Genomic DNA, 17150 nt, shown 5'->3' on the forward strand with positions numbered 1-17150 from the left:
CCCATGCTTCGTAAAATATTCCCGCTGTTTTTATTGGTAATGGCATTCAGCAGTCGACTGCATGCACAAAGTGTTGATTGCTCTAAAGCCGTAACGCAAACCGAAATGAATATTTGCTCGGCAAAAGAATTTGCTGCGGCAGACAAGGAACTCAACACCCTTTACAAACAACTCATGACGCGCCTGGCGCCTGGGTTAAAGGCAGCATTAACACAATCACAACGCAAGTGGGTAGCTTTCAGAGATGAGGAAGCTAAGATCTACGCACTGTTATACGAGGGTGGCTCAATGGCACCGTTGGCCATCAATAACTCTAAAACCCAAAGCACAAGAGCGCGCATTAAACAGTTGAAAGACCTGTTAGAAGAAACGGATCACTAAACGATATTGAGTTTATCCAAATAAATATTCAACTCAGCATCCCCCAAGCCGTAAATAGGTTCGGTTTTCCAAAACTCACTATGGATGGCTAATCGGTCACTAATACCGTTATTATAGATATCCAATAGCTTTTGTTCGATGTAGTTACGGCCTTCACTATTAGTTTGAAGGCGTTTGAGGTGGGCTGACAAGGCAGGCTTAAGCGAATGCAGGTTACCCCAGAACCTTCCCGTTGCTAACCATTGTTCTAAAGTCACGGCATCTTTGGCTATATAGATATCCCATGCTTCCGTAGCCAGTTCAAAATCATAGTCGCTTAGTTGTACGCGGATGTTATCGTACAAGTATTCCAGCTCTTCGCCGGTTAGTTCGCCCATACCGCGGAAATCCGGCTTGCCGGGGAAGCTGTCGGGGCATATCAGGTAAATATTGCGTTCGGTAAGGTCGGTGTGCTGAGATAGCAGCATCATTACTCCAAGCATATTTACCTGGCAATGCAGGTCAAACTCAAACCATAGGTTGATATCCTTGTAATCTTCACTCAAACGCGCCAATGGCTCTACTACCTTTTTCTGATAATCAGCAGTGGGTTCGCCAAAAGTTTGCCCTATCCAGGCAGCGCGCTCTTTCCAAAATGCGGCTGAGTTGATATTTTCCAGCAGCGGGCCCTCAGATAATACTTCGCGCCAAATCAATACATCGCCGTCAATGCCGGTGCGTTCAAAGCCGTAGAGTGTAGAGTCGCCGTTGAGGATATGCAGGGTGTTGCTCATGGTGGTTGATTTTAAGGCCAAGTCATTTCGAACGACAGTGAGAAATCCTGTTATTCCTTACAAGCCGACTAACATGGAGTAACAAGATTTATCTTCGATGAGCTCCACTCTGTTCCGGTTCTCCTCGTACCTCGTTCGAAATGACAATCTGTATTAACTGCTACAAGTTACATCATTACCACATCCTTCAGCACACTTGGTATGTTAAATTTTCTTAATTTACAATGCGCTAACCAATATACCTGTCATGAAACTACCTGCCAGACTCGTACTTGCACTGCTGTGCCTTGTCGCTTTATCTCCGTTAAAAGCACAAAATATCAATCCCGATCTCCTGACCAAAAAGTGGAAGGCTCACTGGATATTCCTGCCTAACGAGCCGGACAAAACCTATGGCGTTTACCATTTCCGCAAATCGTTTGATCTGCCTACCAAACCGGCAAAGTTTGTGGTGCATGTATCAGCAGATAACCGTTACAAACTGTATGTGAACGGCAAACTGGTATCACTGGGCCCCGCGCGTGGCGATACTTACTACTGGAACTATGAGACCGTTGATATAGCGCCTTACCTCGAAGCAGGTAAGAATACCATTGCCTCGTTGGTTTGGAACGACGGCGAAGACCGCCCCGAGGCGCAGATAACCGAATGGACAGCTTTTATCCTGCAGGGCGATACCGAAAAAGAAGACATCATTAATACCGATAAAACCTGGCGCGGCATTCGCGATAATGCTTTTAAACCGTTAACCGGTGTTGGCTACCCCACCTATTATGTTGCCGGCCCCGGTGAGATGGTGGATATGCACCAGATGGTTAAAGACTGGCAATCCGCAGGCTTTAATGACAACGCCTGGCTGCCAGCCAAAGAACTGGACAGAGGCCAGCCAAAAGGCATGACCGATGCTTTCGGCTGGATGTTGGTGCCATCTTCCATTCCGCAAATGGAGATGACCAACCAGCGGATCAACACCCTGCGCTATGCAAAAGGGTTTACCGCACCTACAGGCTTCCCTGCTACACAAACAGCGGTAACCATACCGGCAAATACAACAGCATCTATGCTGTTGGATCAAACCTTCCTGACCAATGCATATCTCACCCTAAACCTGAGCGGCGGCGATAAAGCGGGTATCTCATTTACTTATTGTGAATCGCCTATGGCAAATACACGTGGCATGGTAAAACCCAACCGTAACGAGGTAGACGGCTATAAATTTGCGGGCCGCAAGGACAGCATTATTGCAGACGGTTCGGCCGGCCAGGTGTTTACCACCATGGCTTTCCGCACCTACAAGTATATATTGGTTAATATCACCACGCATGAACAACCGCTCACTATCAACGATATTTACGGCACCTTTACCGGTTTCCCTTTTAAAAGGCAGGCCAAACTGGAAGTAGCCGATCCCGAGATGCAGCAGATACTGGATATAGGCTGGCGCACGGCACGTTTGTGCGCGGTTGAAACCTATTTCGATTGCCCGTACTACGAGCAGCTGCAGTACATAGGCGACGGCCGTATACAGGCCATGGTATCGTACTACAATGCCGGAGACGACCGCCTGGCACGGAATGCAATTAACCTGATAGACCACTCGCGCATTGCCGAAGGCGTTACGTTGAGCAGGCACCCATCTTTTAGTCCGCAGATCATTTCTACGTTCTCATTGTGGTATGTAGGTATGCTGCACGATTACTGGATGTACCGCAACGACCCCAAATTTGTGAAAGACAAGCTGGAAGGTGTGCGGCAAGTGCTGGCCTTTTTCAGTAAGTACCAGCAAGCTGATGGCTCGCTCAAAAAAACGCCCTACTGGACGTTTGTGGACTGGGTGAGCACCCAAGGTTGGGATTTCGGCCAATCGCCGAAGGATAAGGATGGTAACTCATCGGTACTGGATATGCAGCTGCTATGGGCCTACCAGCAGGCTGCAGAAATGGAAAGCAAACTGGGCATGCCCGCCTTTGCAACTATGTACAATGCTAAGGCATCGCAATTAAAAACTGCTATCCAAAAGAAATACTGGGATGCCGGCCGCGGCTTGTACGCCGACAATAAAGATAAAAACACCTGGTCGCAGCATGCTAACTCGCTGGCTATTTTGAGCGGTGTGGCGCAGGGCGCAAACGTGCCTGCTATTGCCAAAAGGCTGCAAAACGATACCACCATAGTATCCTCAACCATTTATTTTAAATACTATGTGCACCAGGCAATGGTGAAAGGCGGCCTGGGCAATAACTATGTAAAATGGCTGGATATCTGGCGCAACAACATCAAAACGGGCCTCACTACATGGGCCGAGATCTCAGACCTGGAACATAACCGCTCTGACTGCCACGCCTGGGGTGCCAGTCCGAATATCGAATTCTTCCGTACTGTGTTGGGGGTGGATAGTTATGCCCCGGGCTTCAGTAAAGTAAAGGTAGAGCCACACCTGGGCAGCCTGCAAAATGCAGCCGGCGAGGTACCGCATCCCAACGGCATGGTAAAAGTAAACTATCGTAAAACCGGCGCTAAATGGGCCATGGATGTGGAGCTGCCCATGCGTACCGATGGCGTGTTTATATGGAAGGGCAAAAGCTATTATTTAAAAGGCGGGAAGAATAGTTTGGGGATATAGGGATGGTGTTCACTTTCACGCACGTGAACGCTCGTGAACAAGCGTGAACACCTCGGCCAATTCGTGATGGTTGATTTTGTCAATAACACTCGCGCGTCATTGCGAGGTACGAACACGGTAAGATTCTTCTCCGCCAGCCGGCGAATCAGAATGACAAATAAAAGTATGTCATTTCGAGCGAACAGAAGGGCAGGATCGTGCGCGGGGGTGACGAGAAATCTTCTACACGCGACATTTACAACGCAGAAGATCTATCTACGATGAGCTTCGATTCGGTTCTCCTCGCTGTCGCTCGTTCGAAATGACACGGTTCTTTGAATCAGGACCATCTGCGTTAGGGATAGAAGTGGATACCGGCGCTGCGCACAAGGCCTGTGCCATAGGCATCCCTTCGGGACAGGCGTATGAACGTATAGCCCGGCCCCGATGCACATAGGGGAAACGCCCTTATTTCTTATAAACATGCAATCCTCTCCTTTCAACAAAATGTCATAAATACACCATGCGGCAAACTCAAACCGCTTTCAAAGGTTGTGCTAACAAGTATTCGCAAATAAAGTAACATACAGATTACATTATTATAAGCCATTTGCTGTTTATTTGGCGTTGAATATTATGGGTAAATAATACCATTTATTATTTAATTATGTGATATTTACAGCGAATACCACATTATACATCTAATAATTACCGGGTACATGAAAACTACACCTTCCCAATTAAGGATACTTTCTGTTGATATCGGCGGTTCGAGCGTTAAGGCTACCATTTTAGACAGCAAGGGCAACCTTACTATGGATTACCAGAAAATTGCCACCCCCAAACCGGCCAATCCCGAAAACATTATAAAGGCCATTAAAACCCTGGTGAAGAATTACCCGGAGTATGACCGCGTATCGGTTGGGTTCCCCGGCTATGTGCGCAATGGTATTGTAAAAACAGCCCCTAACCTGGGTACTGATTTTTGGGCCGATGTTGATTTCAGGAAACGTTTAACCGAAGAACTGGGCAAAGATACCCAGGTAGTTAACGATGCCGACATGCAGGGTCTTGGTGTGGTTAAAGGCAAAGGCCTTGAAATGGTGATAACACTGGGTACCGGTTTTGGTACTGCGCTGCTGATGGATGGCCACCTGCTGCCTCACCTTGAGGTATCGCACCACCCGGTATCAAAAGGCCGCGATTACGATGAGTATATTGGCGACCGTGCACTTGACGAGATAGGCGAGAAAAAATGGAACCGCCGTATCCGCAAGGTTTTTGACATTTTAAAAACTGTATTTAATTACGACTATTTATATATAGGCGGCGGTAACTCTGACCTGCTTGACTTTAAGCTGGATAAGAATATGAAAATTGTCACCAACGCCGACGGGATAAAAGGCGGGGCGCGATTGTGGCAAGAGGATAAACATCCTGTTACCCACGTAGCAATGGCAACCCCAACTAAATAATAATTTTCTCTTTTTTACTTACAACAATGGAAAAACCGAACGAAAAACTTGAAAAATTAGCGATAGATACCGTTAGGGTATTATCGGCAGATGCAGTACAAAAAGCAAATTCGGGCCACCCGGGCACGGCAATGGCTTTGGCACCAATGGGCCATGTACTGTGGACCAAGTTTTTAAACTATAACCCGCATAACCCTGATTTTGCTAACCGTGATAGGTTCATCCTTTCTGCTGGCCACGCATGTATCTTGCAATACAACTTCCTGTACCTTACAGGTTATGATCTGTCATTAGATGATATCAAGAACTTCCGCCAGCTTAACAGCAAAACTGCCGGTCACCCGGAGTATGGTTTGGCACCGGGCGTTGATGTAACTACCGGCCCACTTGGTCAGGGTTTTGCAAACGGTGTGGGTTTTGCAATTGCGCAAAAACATTTGGCTGCACGTTACAACAAACCGGGCTTTGAGCTTTTTGATTACAAAGTTTACTCTATTGTAAGCGATGGCGATATGATGGAAGGTGTAACCTCTGAGGCTGCTTCATTAGCGGGTCACCTGGAGCTTGGCAACCTTATTTACTTGTACGATGATAACCATATCTCTATTGAGGGCAGCACTAATATTGCCTTTAACGAGGATGTAAGCGCACGTTTCCGTGCTTATGGCTGGCACGTACAGGAGATAGCTGATGTTAATGATACCCATGCTTTAGAGCTGGCATTGATAAACGCTAAATCTGAAACACAGAAACCATCACTGATCCGCGTACGTTCATTGATCGCTTATGGTAGCCCTAACAAATCGGGTACTGCCGGTTCACACGGTTCGCCGCTGGGTGCTGATGAGATAAAACTGGTGAAAGAGTTTTTTGGCTTTGATCCTGAAAAATCATTCAACGTGCCTGATGAGGTTATTAAATACTACCGCGAAAAAGGCGAACGTGGTGTTAAAAAAGAAGAGAAATGGAACGAGCTTTTTGCTAAATACAAAGAGAAATACCCTGAACTGGCTGCCGAGTTTGAAGCTTCGTTTAAAGGCGAACTACCAAAAGGCTGGACTGATAAATTGCCGGTATTTAAAGGATCAGATCCTAAAATGGCAACCCGCCAGGCATCTGGTAAAGTATTGAACGCTGTTGCCGGTGTATTGCCTAACCTGTTAGGTGGTGCTGCCGACTTAGCACCTTCTACAGAAACCAACCTTAAAGAAGAAACTTCATTCACTTCAGAGAACCGTGCAGGCCGCAACTTCCACTTCGGTATCCGCGAGCATGCAATGGGTTCGGCGTTGAACGGTATGGCTTTAACCAAAGGGTTACTGCCATTTGGTGCTACCTTCCTGCAATTTGCAGATTATATGCGCCCGCCTATCCGTTTGGCGGCCATTATGAAGATAAGCCCGATATTCGTTTACACACACGATAGCATCGGTTTAGGTGAAGATGGTACAACCCACCAACCTATAGAGCATTTGGCAACGCTGCGTGCTATCCCTAACGTAACAGTTATCCGCCCGGCTGATGCCAACGAGACCTCTTACGCATGGAAAGTAGCTATCGAGAAAAAAGGTGGCCCAACTGTATTGATATTCACCCGCCAGGCATTGCCTATCCTTGATCAGGATAAATACGGTAAAGCGGCAGACCTTGAAAAAGGTGCTTACGTTGTATCAAAAGAAAGCGGCAACGCTGACCTGATCCTGTTAGCAACCGGTTCTGAAGTTGCTTTAGTACTACAGGCACAAGAAAAACTGGAAGCAGAAGGTATCTCAACCCGTGTGGTAAGCATGCCATCATGGGAGTTATTTGAGGCACAGGATGCTGCTTACAAAGAAAGCGTATTGCCAAAAGCAAACAGAAAACGTTTAGCTGTTGAAATGGCATCACCACAAGGCTGGCATAAATACACCACCGACGAAGGTGATACCCTTTGCATGACCACCTTTGGTGAATCTGCACCGGCTGATGACCTTTACAAACATTTCGGCTTCACCGTTGATAATGTTGTAGCGAAAGCAAAAGCGCTTTTAAAATAAGACCTTAGTATCAGGTAGCAAGTATATAGACAGGTAACTGTTTTCTTGCTACCTGATGCTTTCTACCTAATACCATTTAAAAGATGTTCGTAACAGGTGCAGATGTTCTGTCTTACTACCTGATACTAACTACTTGATACCAGTATGGATAGTTTAATTGAACGGCTCCAATGGTCGTCAGAGATCATTAATCCTGAGGGCAAACAAAAAGTAGCGCAGCAAATTGCCCAAAAGGTAAAAGATGGCGATGTACTTGGCGTTGGCTCGGGCTCTACCGTTTATTTGGCATTGCTTGCCATTGCCGACAGGTTAAAAACCGAACAGTTAAACATCAAAGCTATCCCCACTTCGCTGGAGATTTCAATGTTCTGCGCCAAGCTGGGCATCCCGCTTACCACCCTTTACGAACATACTCCCGACTGGCTTTTTGACGGTGCCGATGAGGTAGACCCAAACAACTGGCTTATAAAAGGCCGTGGCGGTGCCATGTTCAAAGAGAAATTACTGATCAGCAGTAGTCCGGTTAATTACATCATTGTTGATGAAAGTAAACTGGTAAATAAGCTCGGTTCAAAGTTCCCGGTACCGGTTGAGGTTTTCCCGCAGGCATTATTAACAGTTGAGAAACAGTTACAGCAGTTAGGCGCTGTGGATATTGCATTACGCCCCGCAAAAGGCAAGGATGGCCCGGTGATAACCGAGAACAACAACCTGATACTGGATTGTAAATTTGATGCGATAGAAAGCGGTTTGGAGCGCGATATCAAATCGATAACAGGGGTCATCGAGAGCGGCCTGTTTCAGGGTTATCCACTTGAAATTTTGAATGGCTGATACTCATTGTGTATTAATTACACAATGATAACGTAATTAGGAGATTAGCATTACAAAACAATACACATTAATCAGCACATTTGAGTGTGCTAAACGTTATACTAACAAAGAATTAAAAACCACACAGATATATTTATCATGGCAAATAAAGTAAAACAAATCCACGAGTTTGGTCAGAGCATCTGGCTTGATTTTATTGACCGCGAGATCATTTCATCAGGTAAACTACAAAAGTTAATTGATGAGGATGGCGTTAGAGGCGTAACCTCAAACCCGGCCATTTTTGAGAAAGCGATAACAAGCAGTTCAGATTACGATACTGATATAAAAGAGTTCGGTAAAACGGCCAAAACTACCGAGGAATTGTTTTTTGAATTAGCCGTTAAAGATATCCAGGCAGCTGCAGATCTTTTCAGCGGTGTTTACAACGGTGCCGTTAAAGGTGCTGATGGTTACGTAAGCTTAGAGGTTTCTCCGTTCCTGGCGCTTGATGCCGAAGGTACTGCAAAACAGGCAGTAGAGCTTTGGGAAAAAGTTGATCGCGAGAACGTGATGATCAAGATCCCGGGTACCAAACCAGGTTTGAAAGCTATCCGCGAATCTATCGCACATGGCATCAACATCAACGTTACCTTGTTATTCGGCTTACAACGTTACGAGGAAGTAACCGAGGCGTACATTGCAGGTTTAGAAGACCACTTAGCAGCAGGCCACAATATTGAGCACATCTCATCTGTAGCCAGCTTCTTCCTTAGCCGTATCGACGTAATGGTTGACCCGTTATTAGACGAAAAAGGCCTTGGCGAATTAAAAGGCGAAGTTGCTATCGCATCAGCTAAAAAAGCTTATGAGATCTACAAACGCGTATTCAGCAGCGAGCGTTGGAAAGCGCTTGAAGCAAAAGGCGCTAAACCACAGCGTTTGCTTTGGGCAAGTACCAGCAGCAAAAACCCTGCTTTTAAAGACACTAAATACGTTGAGGCGCTTATCGGCCCTGATACTGTTGATACCGTTCCTTTGGAAACTATCGAAGCATTCCGCGACCATGGTATTGCCGCCGATACTTTGATGCTTGGTTTAGAGCAGGCTACTGAAACGCTACAACGTGTTAAAGCTGCCGGCATCAACTTAGACGAGATCACCCAGAAACTGGAAGATGAGGGTATTGATAAATTCAACAAGCCTTTCGAGAAACTTTTAAAAGCTATCGAAGACCAGAAAAATAAAGCTTAATACGATGGAAGCAACATCTGTTAAGTTCCTCTTTTTCGATATCGGCGGGGTTTTGCTTACCAACGGCTGGGGCCACGAGTCCCGCGAGGAAGCTGCACGCAAATTCGGCCTTGATTACAGCGAGGTAAAGGAACTGCATACGTTCATTTTTAACGTGTACGAAGCAGCAGGTGTAGACCTTGATGACTATCTGGATACGGTTGTTTTTAATCACCCGCGCGAGTTTACCCGCGAGGATTTTAAGAACTTCATGTTTGAGCAATCAAAAGAACTGCCCGATATGCTGGCCTGGCTTAAAAAATGGAAGAAAACTTCCGGCTTTAAAATAATGGCTATCAACAACGAGGGCAAGGAACTGAATGATTACCGTATCAAGAAGTTTAAGCTGCATGAAGTTTTCGATGGTTTTATATCATCGTGCGAAGTAGGTATCCGCAAGCCCGACCCTGCCATATTTAAACTGGCAATGGGTGTTGCCATGGCTCAGCCATCAGAATGCGTTTATTTTGACGACAGGAAGATGTTTGCGCTTGCCGCAGGCAAATTAGGCATGAGGGCTTATCAACACACCGGTTTTGAAACAACCAAACAAATATTGGAAGATCTAAAAAAAGAAATCAACTCAAACAACAATGAGCACAACTGATAAATACGCTTTCGGCATGATAGGCCTTGGTGTTATGGGACGCAGCCTGCTGCTGAACATGGCCGACCATGGCTTTGCCGTTGCGGGACATGATAAAGATAAGGGAAAGGTAGACTCACTTAACCAGGAAGCCGGCGACCGCAAGGCTAAAGGTTTTTTGGATGTAAAAGAGTTTATTCAAAACCTGAGCACACCGCGTGCTATTATGATGCTGGTACCCGCAGGCAAACCTGTTGACAGCGTTATTGAAGAACTTACCCCACTGCTTGATAAAGGTGATATCCTTATCGATGGCGGTAACTCGCACTTTACCGACACCAACCGCCGTGTGGAAGAATTAGAGGCTAAAGGCCTACACTTCTTCGGTATGGGTGTATCTGGTGGCGAAGAAGGCGCACGCCGCGGCCCAAGCATGATGCCGGGTGGCGATAAAGATGCCTACGCCGTAATGAAACCGATTTTTGAAGCTATTGCTGCCAAAGTAAACGGCGAGCCTTGTGTTACCTACATCGGCCCTGGTGCATCTGGTCACTTTGTGAAAATGGTGCACAACGGTATCGAGTACGGTATTATGCAACTGCTTGCCGAGACCTACGAGGTAATGAAAAAAGGATTGAAGCTTGATGGTGATGCCATTGGTAAGATCTTTACCGACTGGAACAACGGCCGTCTGCAATCATTCCTTTTAGATATTACTAAAGATATTTTTGCCTACAAAGCACCTGGTACTAACCACCTGTTGTTAGATGACATCAAAGACGAGGCCCGTGCAAAAGGTACCGGTAAATGGACATCGCAAAGCGCTATGGATCTGCAGGCACCTATCCCAACGGTAGACAGCGCAGTTGAAATGCGCGACCTTTCTAAATACAAGGCCCTGCGTACAAAAGCCGCAGCTATCTACAGTAAAGGCGAAGACCAAACCATTGAAGGCAACGTTGATGAATTATTAACCGCTTTAGAGCAGGCTTTCTACTTCACCATGATCATCAGCTACTCGCAGGGCATGCACATGCTGTCATTGGCTTCTGCCGAGTATAAATATGATCTTAAACTTGATGAGATCGCCAAGATCTGGAGAGGTGGATGTATCATCCGTTCTAAATTCCTGGAGAACATTTACGGCGCTTACGGCAAGGATAAAACCCTTGAGCATTTATTATTAGATGGTGATGTTGCCGAATTGGTTAAAGGCACGCTTCCGGGCATCCGTAAGGTGATTTCATCGGCAGTTAATGCCGGCATAGCCATCCCTGCTTATGCTGCATCGTTAGAGTACTTTGATAACTTCCGTAACGAGCGTATGCCATCAAACCTTACCCAGGCCCAGCGCGACTATTTTGGCGCGCACACTTACGAGCTGATAGGTAAAGAAGGTACGTTCCATACACAATGGGCACCGGAGAAATAAAATATTAGAGCGGGAGACCGGAGCCGGATGCCAGACTTTTCTCCGGCACTCGCTCCAATCTCCCGCTCCAAAAACACACAACAATGAGCAACAATAACGCAAAAGCCGATCCTACCATATTTATCATATTTGGCGGCACCGGCGACCTTAACGCCCGCAAAATTGCACCGGCGCTTTACAACCTGTTTTTAGATGGTTGGATGCCTGCACAATTTTCGATCATAGGTACCGGCCGTACGCAGCTGAGCGACGAGCAGTTCCGTGAGAATTTGCATAACGATATCAACCAGTTCTCGCGTAGCGGTAAAGCCGATGCCAAGAAATGGGCCGAGTTCTCAAAAAATATCTATTACCAGGTATCAGACGCTACCAATGCCGAAACCTACAAAGAGTTTGGCAAACGCATAGATGCACACAACAAAGAGTGGAAAACTACAGCTAACGTATTGTTCTATCTTGCTGTAGCGCCAAACTTCTTCCCTATCATCGCATCAAACATATCTAAAGCCAAACTGGCCGAGGATAAGAACAAGGTGCGTATCATCATCGAGAAACCATTTGGCCACGATTTAGAGTCTGCTAAAGACCTTAACGAATTGCTGAAAGGTATTTTTGACGAGTGCCAGATCTACCGTATCGACCACTATCTTGGTAAAGAGGTGGTACAGAACATCATGGCTTTCCGCTTTGCCAACTCCATAATGGAGCCGCTTTGGAACCGTAACTATATTGAGCATGTACAGATCTCGGTTACCGAGCAATTGGGCGTTGAAGAACGCGGCGATTACTACGACGGATCAGGCGCTATGCGCGATATGATCCAAAACCACCTGCTGCAACTGCTTTGTCACGTGGCTATGGAGCCACCGGTTAGCTTCAATGCTGATGAAGTGCGCGACCGTAAGGTTGACGTATTACGCGCCATGCGCAGATTTACACCTGAGGATGTGCGCAATTCGGCAGTACGCGGCCAATACGGTAGCGGCTGGATGAAAGGCAAAGAAGTGCCGGGTTACCGCGAGGAGCCAAAGGTAGATCCGCAATCAAATACCGAGACCTTTGCTGCCATTAAATTCTTTATTGATAACTGGCGCTGGCAAGGTGTACCGTTCTACCTGCGTACAGGTAAACGTTTGCACCAGTCATCATCAGTGATCACTATACAGTTTAAGGATGTACCTCACCTGATATTCCCTACCGAGGCTGCCGAAAGCTGGCAACAGAACAGGCTGATCATCAGCATACAGCCTGAGATGAGCATCCGTTTACAAGTACAGGCTAAACGCCCGGGTATTGATATGGTGCTGAACGCCGTTGATATGGTGTTCGATTACAAAGGCACTTATACCAACCAAACGCCTGAAGCTTATGAAACTTTAATTTTGGATACCATGCTGGGCGACCAAACCCTGTTTATGCGTGGCGACCAGGTTGAAGCGGCTTGGGAACTGGTAATGCCTATCCTGAACACATGGCAAAACAAAAAGAGCCTTAACTTCCCTAACTACAGTGCCGACTCATGGGGCCCAGAATCTGCAGAGGCACTGATAGCACGCGATGGTTTCAATTGGTTTACCTTACCGGTTAACGGCAAAAAATAAGGCGATATGACACTAAATGTTTTTAAAACAGATACCGAAGTATTAGCTGCCCTTGCTGCCTTCTTTGCCGACCAGGCAAAAGAAGCTATTGAAGCAAACGGACGCTTTGCTGTTTCGCTGAGCGGTGGCAGTTCGCCTAAAAAGCTGCATGAGCTGCTGGTAAGCGAGTATCGCGATAAAATAGAGTGGAACAAAGTGTTCTTCTTTTTTGGCGATGAGCGCGATGTGCCTTTGACCGATTCGCAGAGCAATTACCTTATGGCCAAACAAACTCTGTTTGATCCGCTGGGTATTGATGCTGCACAGATTTTCCCGGTACAAACTGATCTGGGTGCCGAAGAAGCAGCCAAACAATACACGGAAAAGATCGATGATTTCTTTGGTGGAGAAAAAGCCGCCTTCGACCTGATCATTCTTGGTTTGGGCGACAACTCGCACACGGCATCATTGTTCCCGCATACCAGCGTATTGCACGATGAAAGCGCATCGGTACAGGCATTATACATTGACGAGGTAAAGATGAACCGCATAACGTTCACTGCCCAGTTGATCAACAATGCCAAACACATTGCCTTCCTGGTTTACGGCCAGGGCAAAGCCGAAGCCGTTAAACACATCCTTGAAGACGGTACCAACATTGAAGAATACCCGGCGCAATTAATAAAAAGCACCGATATCCAATGGTTCCTGGATGATCCAGCAGCGAGTGCCTTGCAGAAAAGATAACGACAAAGCCTTCCGAGTTTCGGAAGGCTTTGTCGTTTTATATCCCCGCATCATTGCGAGGTACGAAGCAATCTCTTTAAGCCAATCACGGATGCATAGTGTAAACTTGTCCTGAAGAGATTGCTTCGTTCCTCGCAATGACGTGACTTTATGATTTGTCATTCTGATCCGCCGGCTGGCGGAAAAGAATCTAACCGCGTTCTTTGCACGTTCATAGATGCTTCGTTCCTCAGCATGACCAAAGGATTCTTACTCCATCCCATCATCTCCTTCAGCCACTTCCAGCAAACCTTCCGGTTGTTTAAAATTGCTTTTTACGAAGTGGCACCAGTCGCATTCTTTTTTGCCGCAACCGGTACTGAACTCGTGGTTCATGATCTTTTGGTAGGTTGAGGTGATCTGCGTGGTTACCTCTTCAATATCCTCAGGTGTGATCACCACTTTGGCTTTGTAATATTCGTCGTCCTTCTCGGGCTCCACAAAATCGAAAATAGTATCTACCACTTCCCAATCGTTGGTGCGGTCGTTATCTACCAAGATCTTGTAGAACACAGCCTGGCGCCAGTAATCCCCGCCGTTGGGTTCATCATTGGTTGGGCGCTCCAGTTTTGGTTTGGCGTTGCGTACACGGCCTGTTTTATAGTCCACCACGGTAACCTGCTTGCCGTTAAATTCAATCTTATCCAGGTTACCTTTTATCGGCACGCCCTGTACTTCAATGTTCTTAATGCTGTGCTCGGTACGGGTCACTTTGTTCCAGGTTACTACATTCTGCTCGTAGTATGGCGGCAATATCTTTTCGCCGTAGGCCACGCGTAGTTTAAACTCTTCTTTAGTGAACGAGTCGCGGTTGCGGTACATATACCAGCGGAACTCTTTCATAAATTCCTCGGTCGGCATAAACTCCTCACCAAACTCTTTCAACCTGCGGAAGGCTTTGTTCAAAGCCCAGTGCACCGCCTGCCCAAACGTAGCCGATGGGCTCTTACCCGATGGCACGCGTATCAAACACTGGAAATAGAATCGCAGCGGGCAATCTAAATAATTATTCAGGTGCGTTACCGATAGCGTATAGTTCTGCAACAGCTGACTGATGTAATTCTTGTCCAGCAGCTCTACAACCGGCTTATCGGCCTCGTTAAACTGCGTGGCAATAAACGCTATCATATCATCGCTGCTCACTTTCGGGTGGTTCACCTGCAGGTCAGTATCAGCCAGTATCTCGCCGATGAACTGCGATGGCTCCTGGTCTTTGCCATTCTTATCTTTTGCGGCGTAAGAAACATTCAGGCATTGCTTGGCTCTCGTAAGCGCTACATAGAATAGCCTGCGTGCTTCTTCTTTCAGGGCAATATCTTCTGATGCAGCCTGCGTCAAAGTATCAGGGTAACTGAAACCACTGTTACGGCCTTTGGCATCCCAGGTCTTCTTATCACAACCGATAAAGAATACATGCTCAAACTCCAAACCTTTTGAACCGTGGGCGGTCAAAAAGTTGATACCATTCTCAGAGAAGATCACCTTGTTCAGCTCCATGCGGATGCTGTTCTTACGCATCAGGTCGATGGTGGTGATCAGCTCGGCCAACTTTATTTCAGGGTTCTTGCGGCTTTCGTCCTTCAGGAAATCGAAGAAACTGGTCAGCACCTGCATATAAGTTCCCTTATCCTGCTGCTGCATGATGTATTTGAGGATACCCATCTTGGCTATCACCGACTGGAAGAATTGCTGCAGCGTAACGCTAACCGCATCGGTAAGTAACTCATCAATATCATTGATCAGGAATTTCATCCCTGTGCCTACCTGCTTAGTGAACAGATCGGTTTGGGCAGCCACCTTTATCTCGTGGATATGCCTGCGCAGCGATGTCTTGGGCTGATTGTTATTTGCCGTGGCAAAGTTCTCTTTTGATACCGCTATGCTGGCCTTCGCAATCTCGATAGGCGGGATGTCAAAGAAATCATAATGCAGTATCTCAAACAGCAGCTCGTCACCACTGTAGGGCGAATCCAGCTCCATAGCCAGGTAGCGCAGTATATTGATGATCTTTTCGCCAAAAGGCATGGTCAATACATCTATCTTACGTTTGGTATTTACGGCGATACCTTGTGTTTCCAGAAAATGCAGCAGATCTTCAACCTGGCTGTGGTTACGGTATATCACCGCAATTTCGCCGGGTTCAGTGCCTTTTGCTACCCGGTTTTTGATCTGCATGGCCACATCAACCAGTTCCTGGTTGGGGTTCTCGTATTCTTTAATGGCAGGCTCTACAGCGTTATTTAAAAAACGCGGGTGTGAGGCCTGCAGGTTTTTATCTAAATTAAGCTGGGCGGTCAGTCGCTCGTTATTATTGTTGATCAGCGCGCGCGAAATATCCAGTATCTGCTGGTTAGAGCGATAGTTATGCTTCAGCACCACGGTAGATAGCGTAGCCACATGATCATTAGCAAAATCGATGATGTTCTTCATGTTGGCACCCTGGAACTTAAAGATCGACTGGTCATCATCGCCTACCACAAACACGTTAGGGGTGTCCCAGTAGTTCAACAGGAATTTGAGCAACTCGTTTTGCGAGCCGCTGGTATCCTGAAACTCATCTACCAGTATATACTGGTAACGCTCCTGGTAACGGCGCAGGATCTCTTCATTCTCGCGGAAAGCACGCAGCACCCACTGGATCATGTCGTCATAATCATACCGGCTGTCGCGTTTCATTTTAGCATCGTAGTTGCGATACTCGCTAACACCGGCAAGCAGTTTCTCCATGCTTTCGGCAATCTTGTCGATGTCCTTCTGCTTCACATCGCCTACCTTAACACCTGTTTTTGCGTTGGCGCGTTTGTAGATAAACTCATCGCGGTTTGGCAGATCGTCCAAGTAATCCTTTACTGCTTTTGCCATTTGCTCTTCCGACCAGTTCTCCTTCTTCATATCGGCAAACAAGCTTTTCAGCCTTTTGGTCTCAAAGTAGGTATCGCCGGTAAAGCGTTTTAATAAGTGTTCATTACCAAACTCATCCACCAACTCGCGAAATAATATGGCCGATTCGAGGTCAGACAATGCTTCCAGATTAAGCTTACCAAAATACTCCAGATTTTCCTGGATGATATCATTACAAAAAGCGTGGAAGGTATAAATGTTAATGCGATATGCATCGGGCCCTATAAACTCAAACAGGCGCTTGCGCATGGCAACCGCACCTGCATCGGTATAGGTGAGGCACAATATCTCGTTTGGCTGAGCATCCGTATCAGTCAGTATCTTACCGATACGCGCGGCCAATATCTGCGTTTTGCCCGTTCCCGGGCCGGCTACTACCAGTACAGGGCCGTCCATCTGGTTAACGGCTTTCAGCTGTTCGGGATTTAAACCCGCCAGCGCAGCCTTAAACTTCTCGTTATATTTATTGAGTGGAGATTGCATAGTTTTAGT

Annotated in this window: 12 protein-coding genes; 10 read left to right on the forward strand and 2 right to left on the reverse strand. The window is 46.7% G+C overall.

Annotation, left to right across the window (positions count from 1 at the left end; genetic code table 11):
• Window positions 1-3: 3 nt before the first annotated feature.
• On the forward strand, window positions 4-381 hold the full coding sequence (locus D0C36_RS12270) for a lysozyme inhibitor LprI family protein (RefSeq protein ID WP_117391920.1): 378 nt from the start codon (window positions 4-6) through the stop codon (window positions 379-381).
• Here D0C36_RS12270 and D0C36_RS12275 read toward each other — a convergent pair.
• On the reverse strand, window positions 378-1154 hold the full coding sequence (locus D0C36_RS12275) for a DUF1835 domain-containing protein (RefSeq protein WP_117391921.1): 777 nt from the start codon (window positions 1152-1154) through the stop codon (window positions 378-380). The two genes, D0C36_RS12270 and D0C36_RS12275, sit on opposite strands and share 4 nt — an antisense overlap.
• Before the next feature lie 247 nt (window positions 1155-1401).
• Between D0C36_RS12275 and D0C36_RS12280 the strand changes: the two genes are divergently transcribed.
• The 9 genes from D0C36_RS12280 to pgl all read left to right on the forward strand — a co-directional run bounded on the left by D0C36_RS12280 (window position 1402) and on the right by pgl (window position 13718).
• Entirely contained in the window at window positions 1402-3777 is a 2376-nt protein-coding gene (locus tag D0C36_RS12280) for an alpha-L-rhamnosidase-related protein (protein ID WP_117391922.1), read from the forward strand.
• Between the two features lie 698 nt (window positions 3778-4475).
• Complete coding sequence (locus D0C36_RS12285; RefSeq protein ID WP_117391923.1) at window positions 4476-5231, forward strand: ROK family protein; 756 nt, start codon at window positions 4476-4478, stop codon at window positions 5229-5231.
• Between the two features lie 26 nt (window positions 5232-5257).
• Entirely contained in the window at window positions 5258-7267 is a 2010-nt protein-coding gene (gene tkt, locus D0C36_RS12290) for a transketolase (RefSeq protein ID WP_117391924.1), read from the forward strand.
• A gap of 144 nt (window positions 7268-7411) precedes the next feature.
• Window positions 7412-8101 (forward strand): ribose 5-phosphate isomerase A, encoded by a 690-nt coding sequence (gene rpiA, locus D0C36_RS12295; RefSeq protein ID WP_117391925.1) that lies wholly within the window; start codon window positions 7412-7414, stop codon window positions 8099-8101.
• 138 nt (window positions 8102-8239) lie between these two features.
• Window positions 8240-9334, forward strand: a complete 1095-nt coding sequence (tal, locus tag D0C36_RS12300; RefSeq protein WP_117391926.1) for a transaldolase — start codon at window positions 8240-8242, stop codon at window positions 9332-9334.
• Window positions 9335-9338: 4 nt separating this feature from the next.
• Entirely contained in the window at window positions 9339-9980 is a 642-nt protein-coding gene (locus D0C36_RS12305) for an HAD family hydrolase (RefSeq protein ID WP_117391927.1), read from the forward strand.
• Complete coding sequence (gndA, locus tag D0C36_RS12310) at window positions 9967-11391, forward strand: NADP-dependent phosphogluconate dehydrogenase (RefSeq protein WP_117391928.1); 1425 nt, start codon at window positions 9967-9969, stop codon at window positions 11389-11391. Before D0C36_RS12305 ends, gndA begins: the two co-directional genes overlap by 14 nt.
• An 83-nt stretch (window positions 11392-11474) precedes the next feature.
• Window positions 11475-12992: a glucose-6-phosphate dehydrogenase gene (gene zwf, locus D0C36_RS12315; RefSeq protein ID WP_117391929.1), complete on the forward strand. Its 1518-nt coding sequence runs from the start codon at window positions 11475-11477 to the stop codon at window positions 12990-12992.
• A gap of 6 nt (window positions 12993-12998) precedes the next feature.
• Complete coding sequence (gene pgl, locus D0C36_RS12320) at window positions 12999-13718, forward strand: 6-phosphogluconolactonase (protein ID WP_117391930.1); 720 nt, start codon at window positions 12999-13001, stop codon at window positions 13716-13718.
• A gap of 249 nt (window positions 13719-13967) precedes the next feature.
• On the opposite strand, the gene D0C36_RS12325 is transcribed toward pgl, so the two are convergent.
• A complete protein-coding gene (locus D0C36_RS12325; RefSeq protein WP_117391931.1) occupies window positions 13968-17141 on the reverse strand; it encodes an ATP-dependent DNA helicase in 3174 nt (1057 codons plus the stop codon).
• Between the last annotated feature and the right edge of the window lie 9 nt (window positions 17142-17150).

It is taken from the genome of Mucilaginibacter conchicola (assembly GCF_003432115.1).
GTDB lineage: Bacteria > Bacteroidota > Bacteroidia > Sphingobacteriales > Sphingobacteriaceae > Mucilaginibacter > Mucilaginibacter conchicola.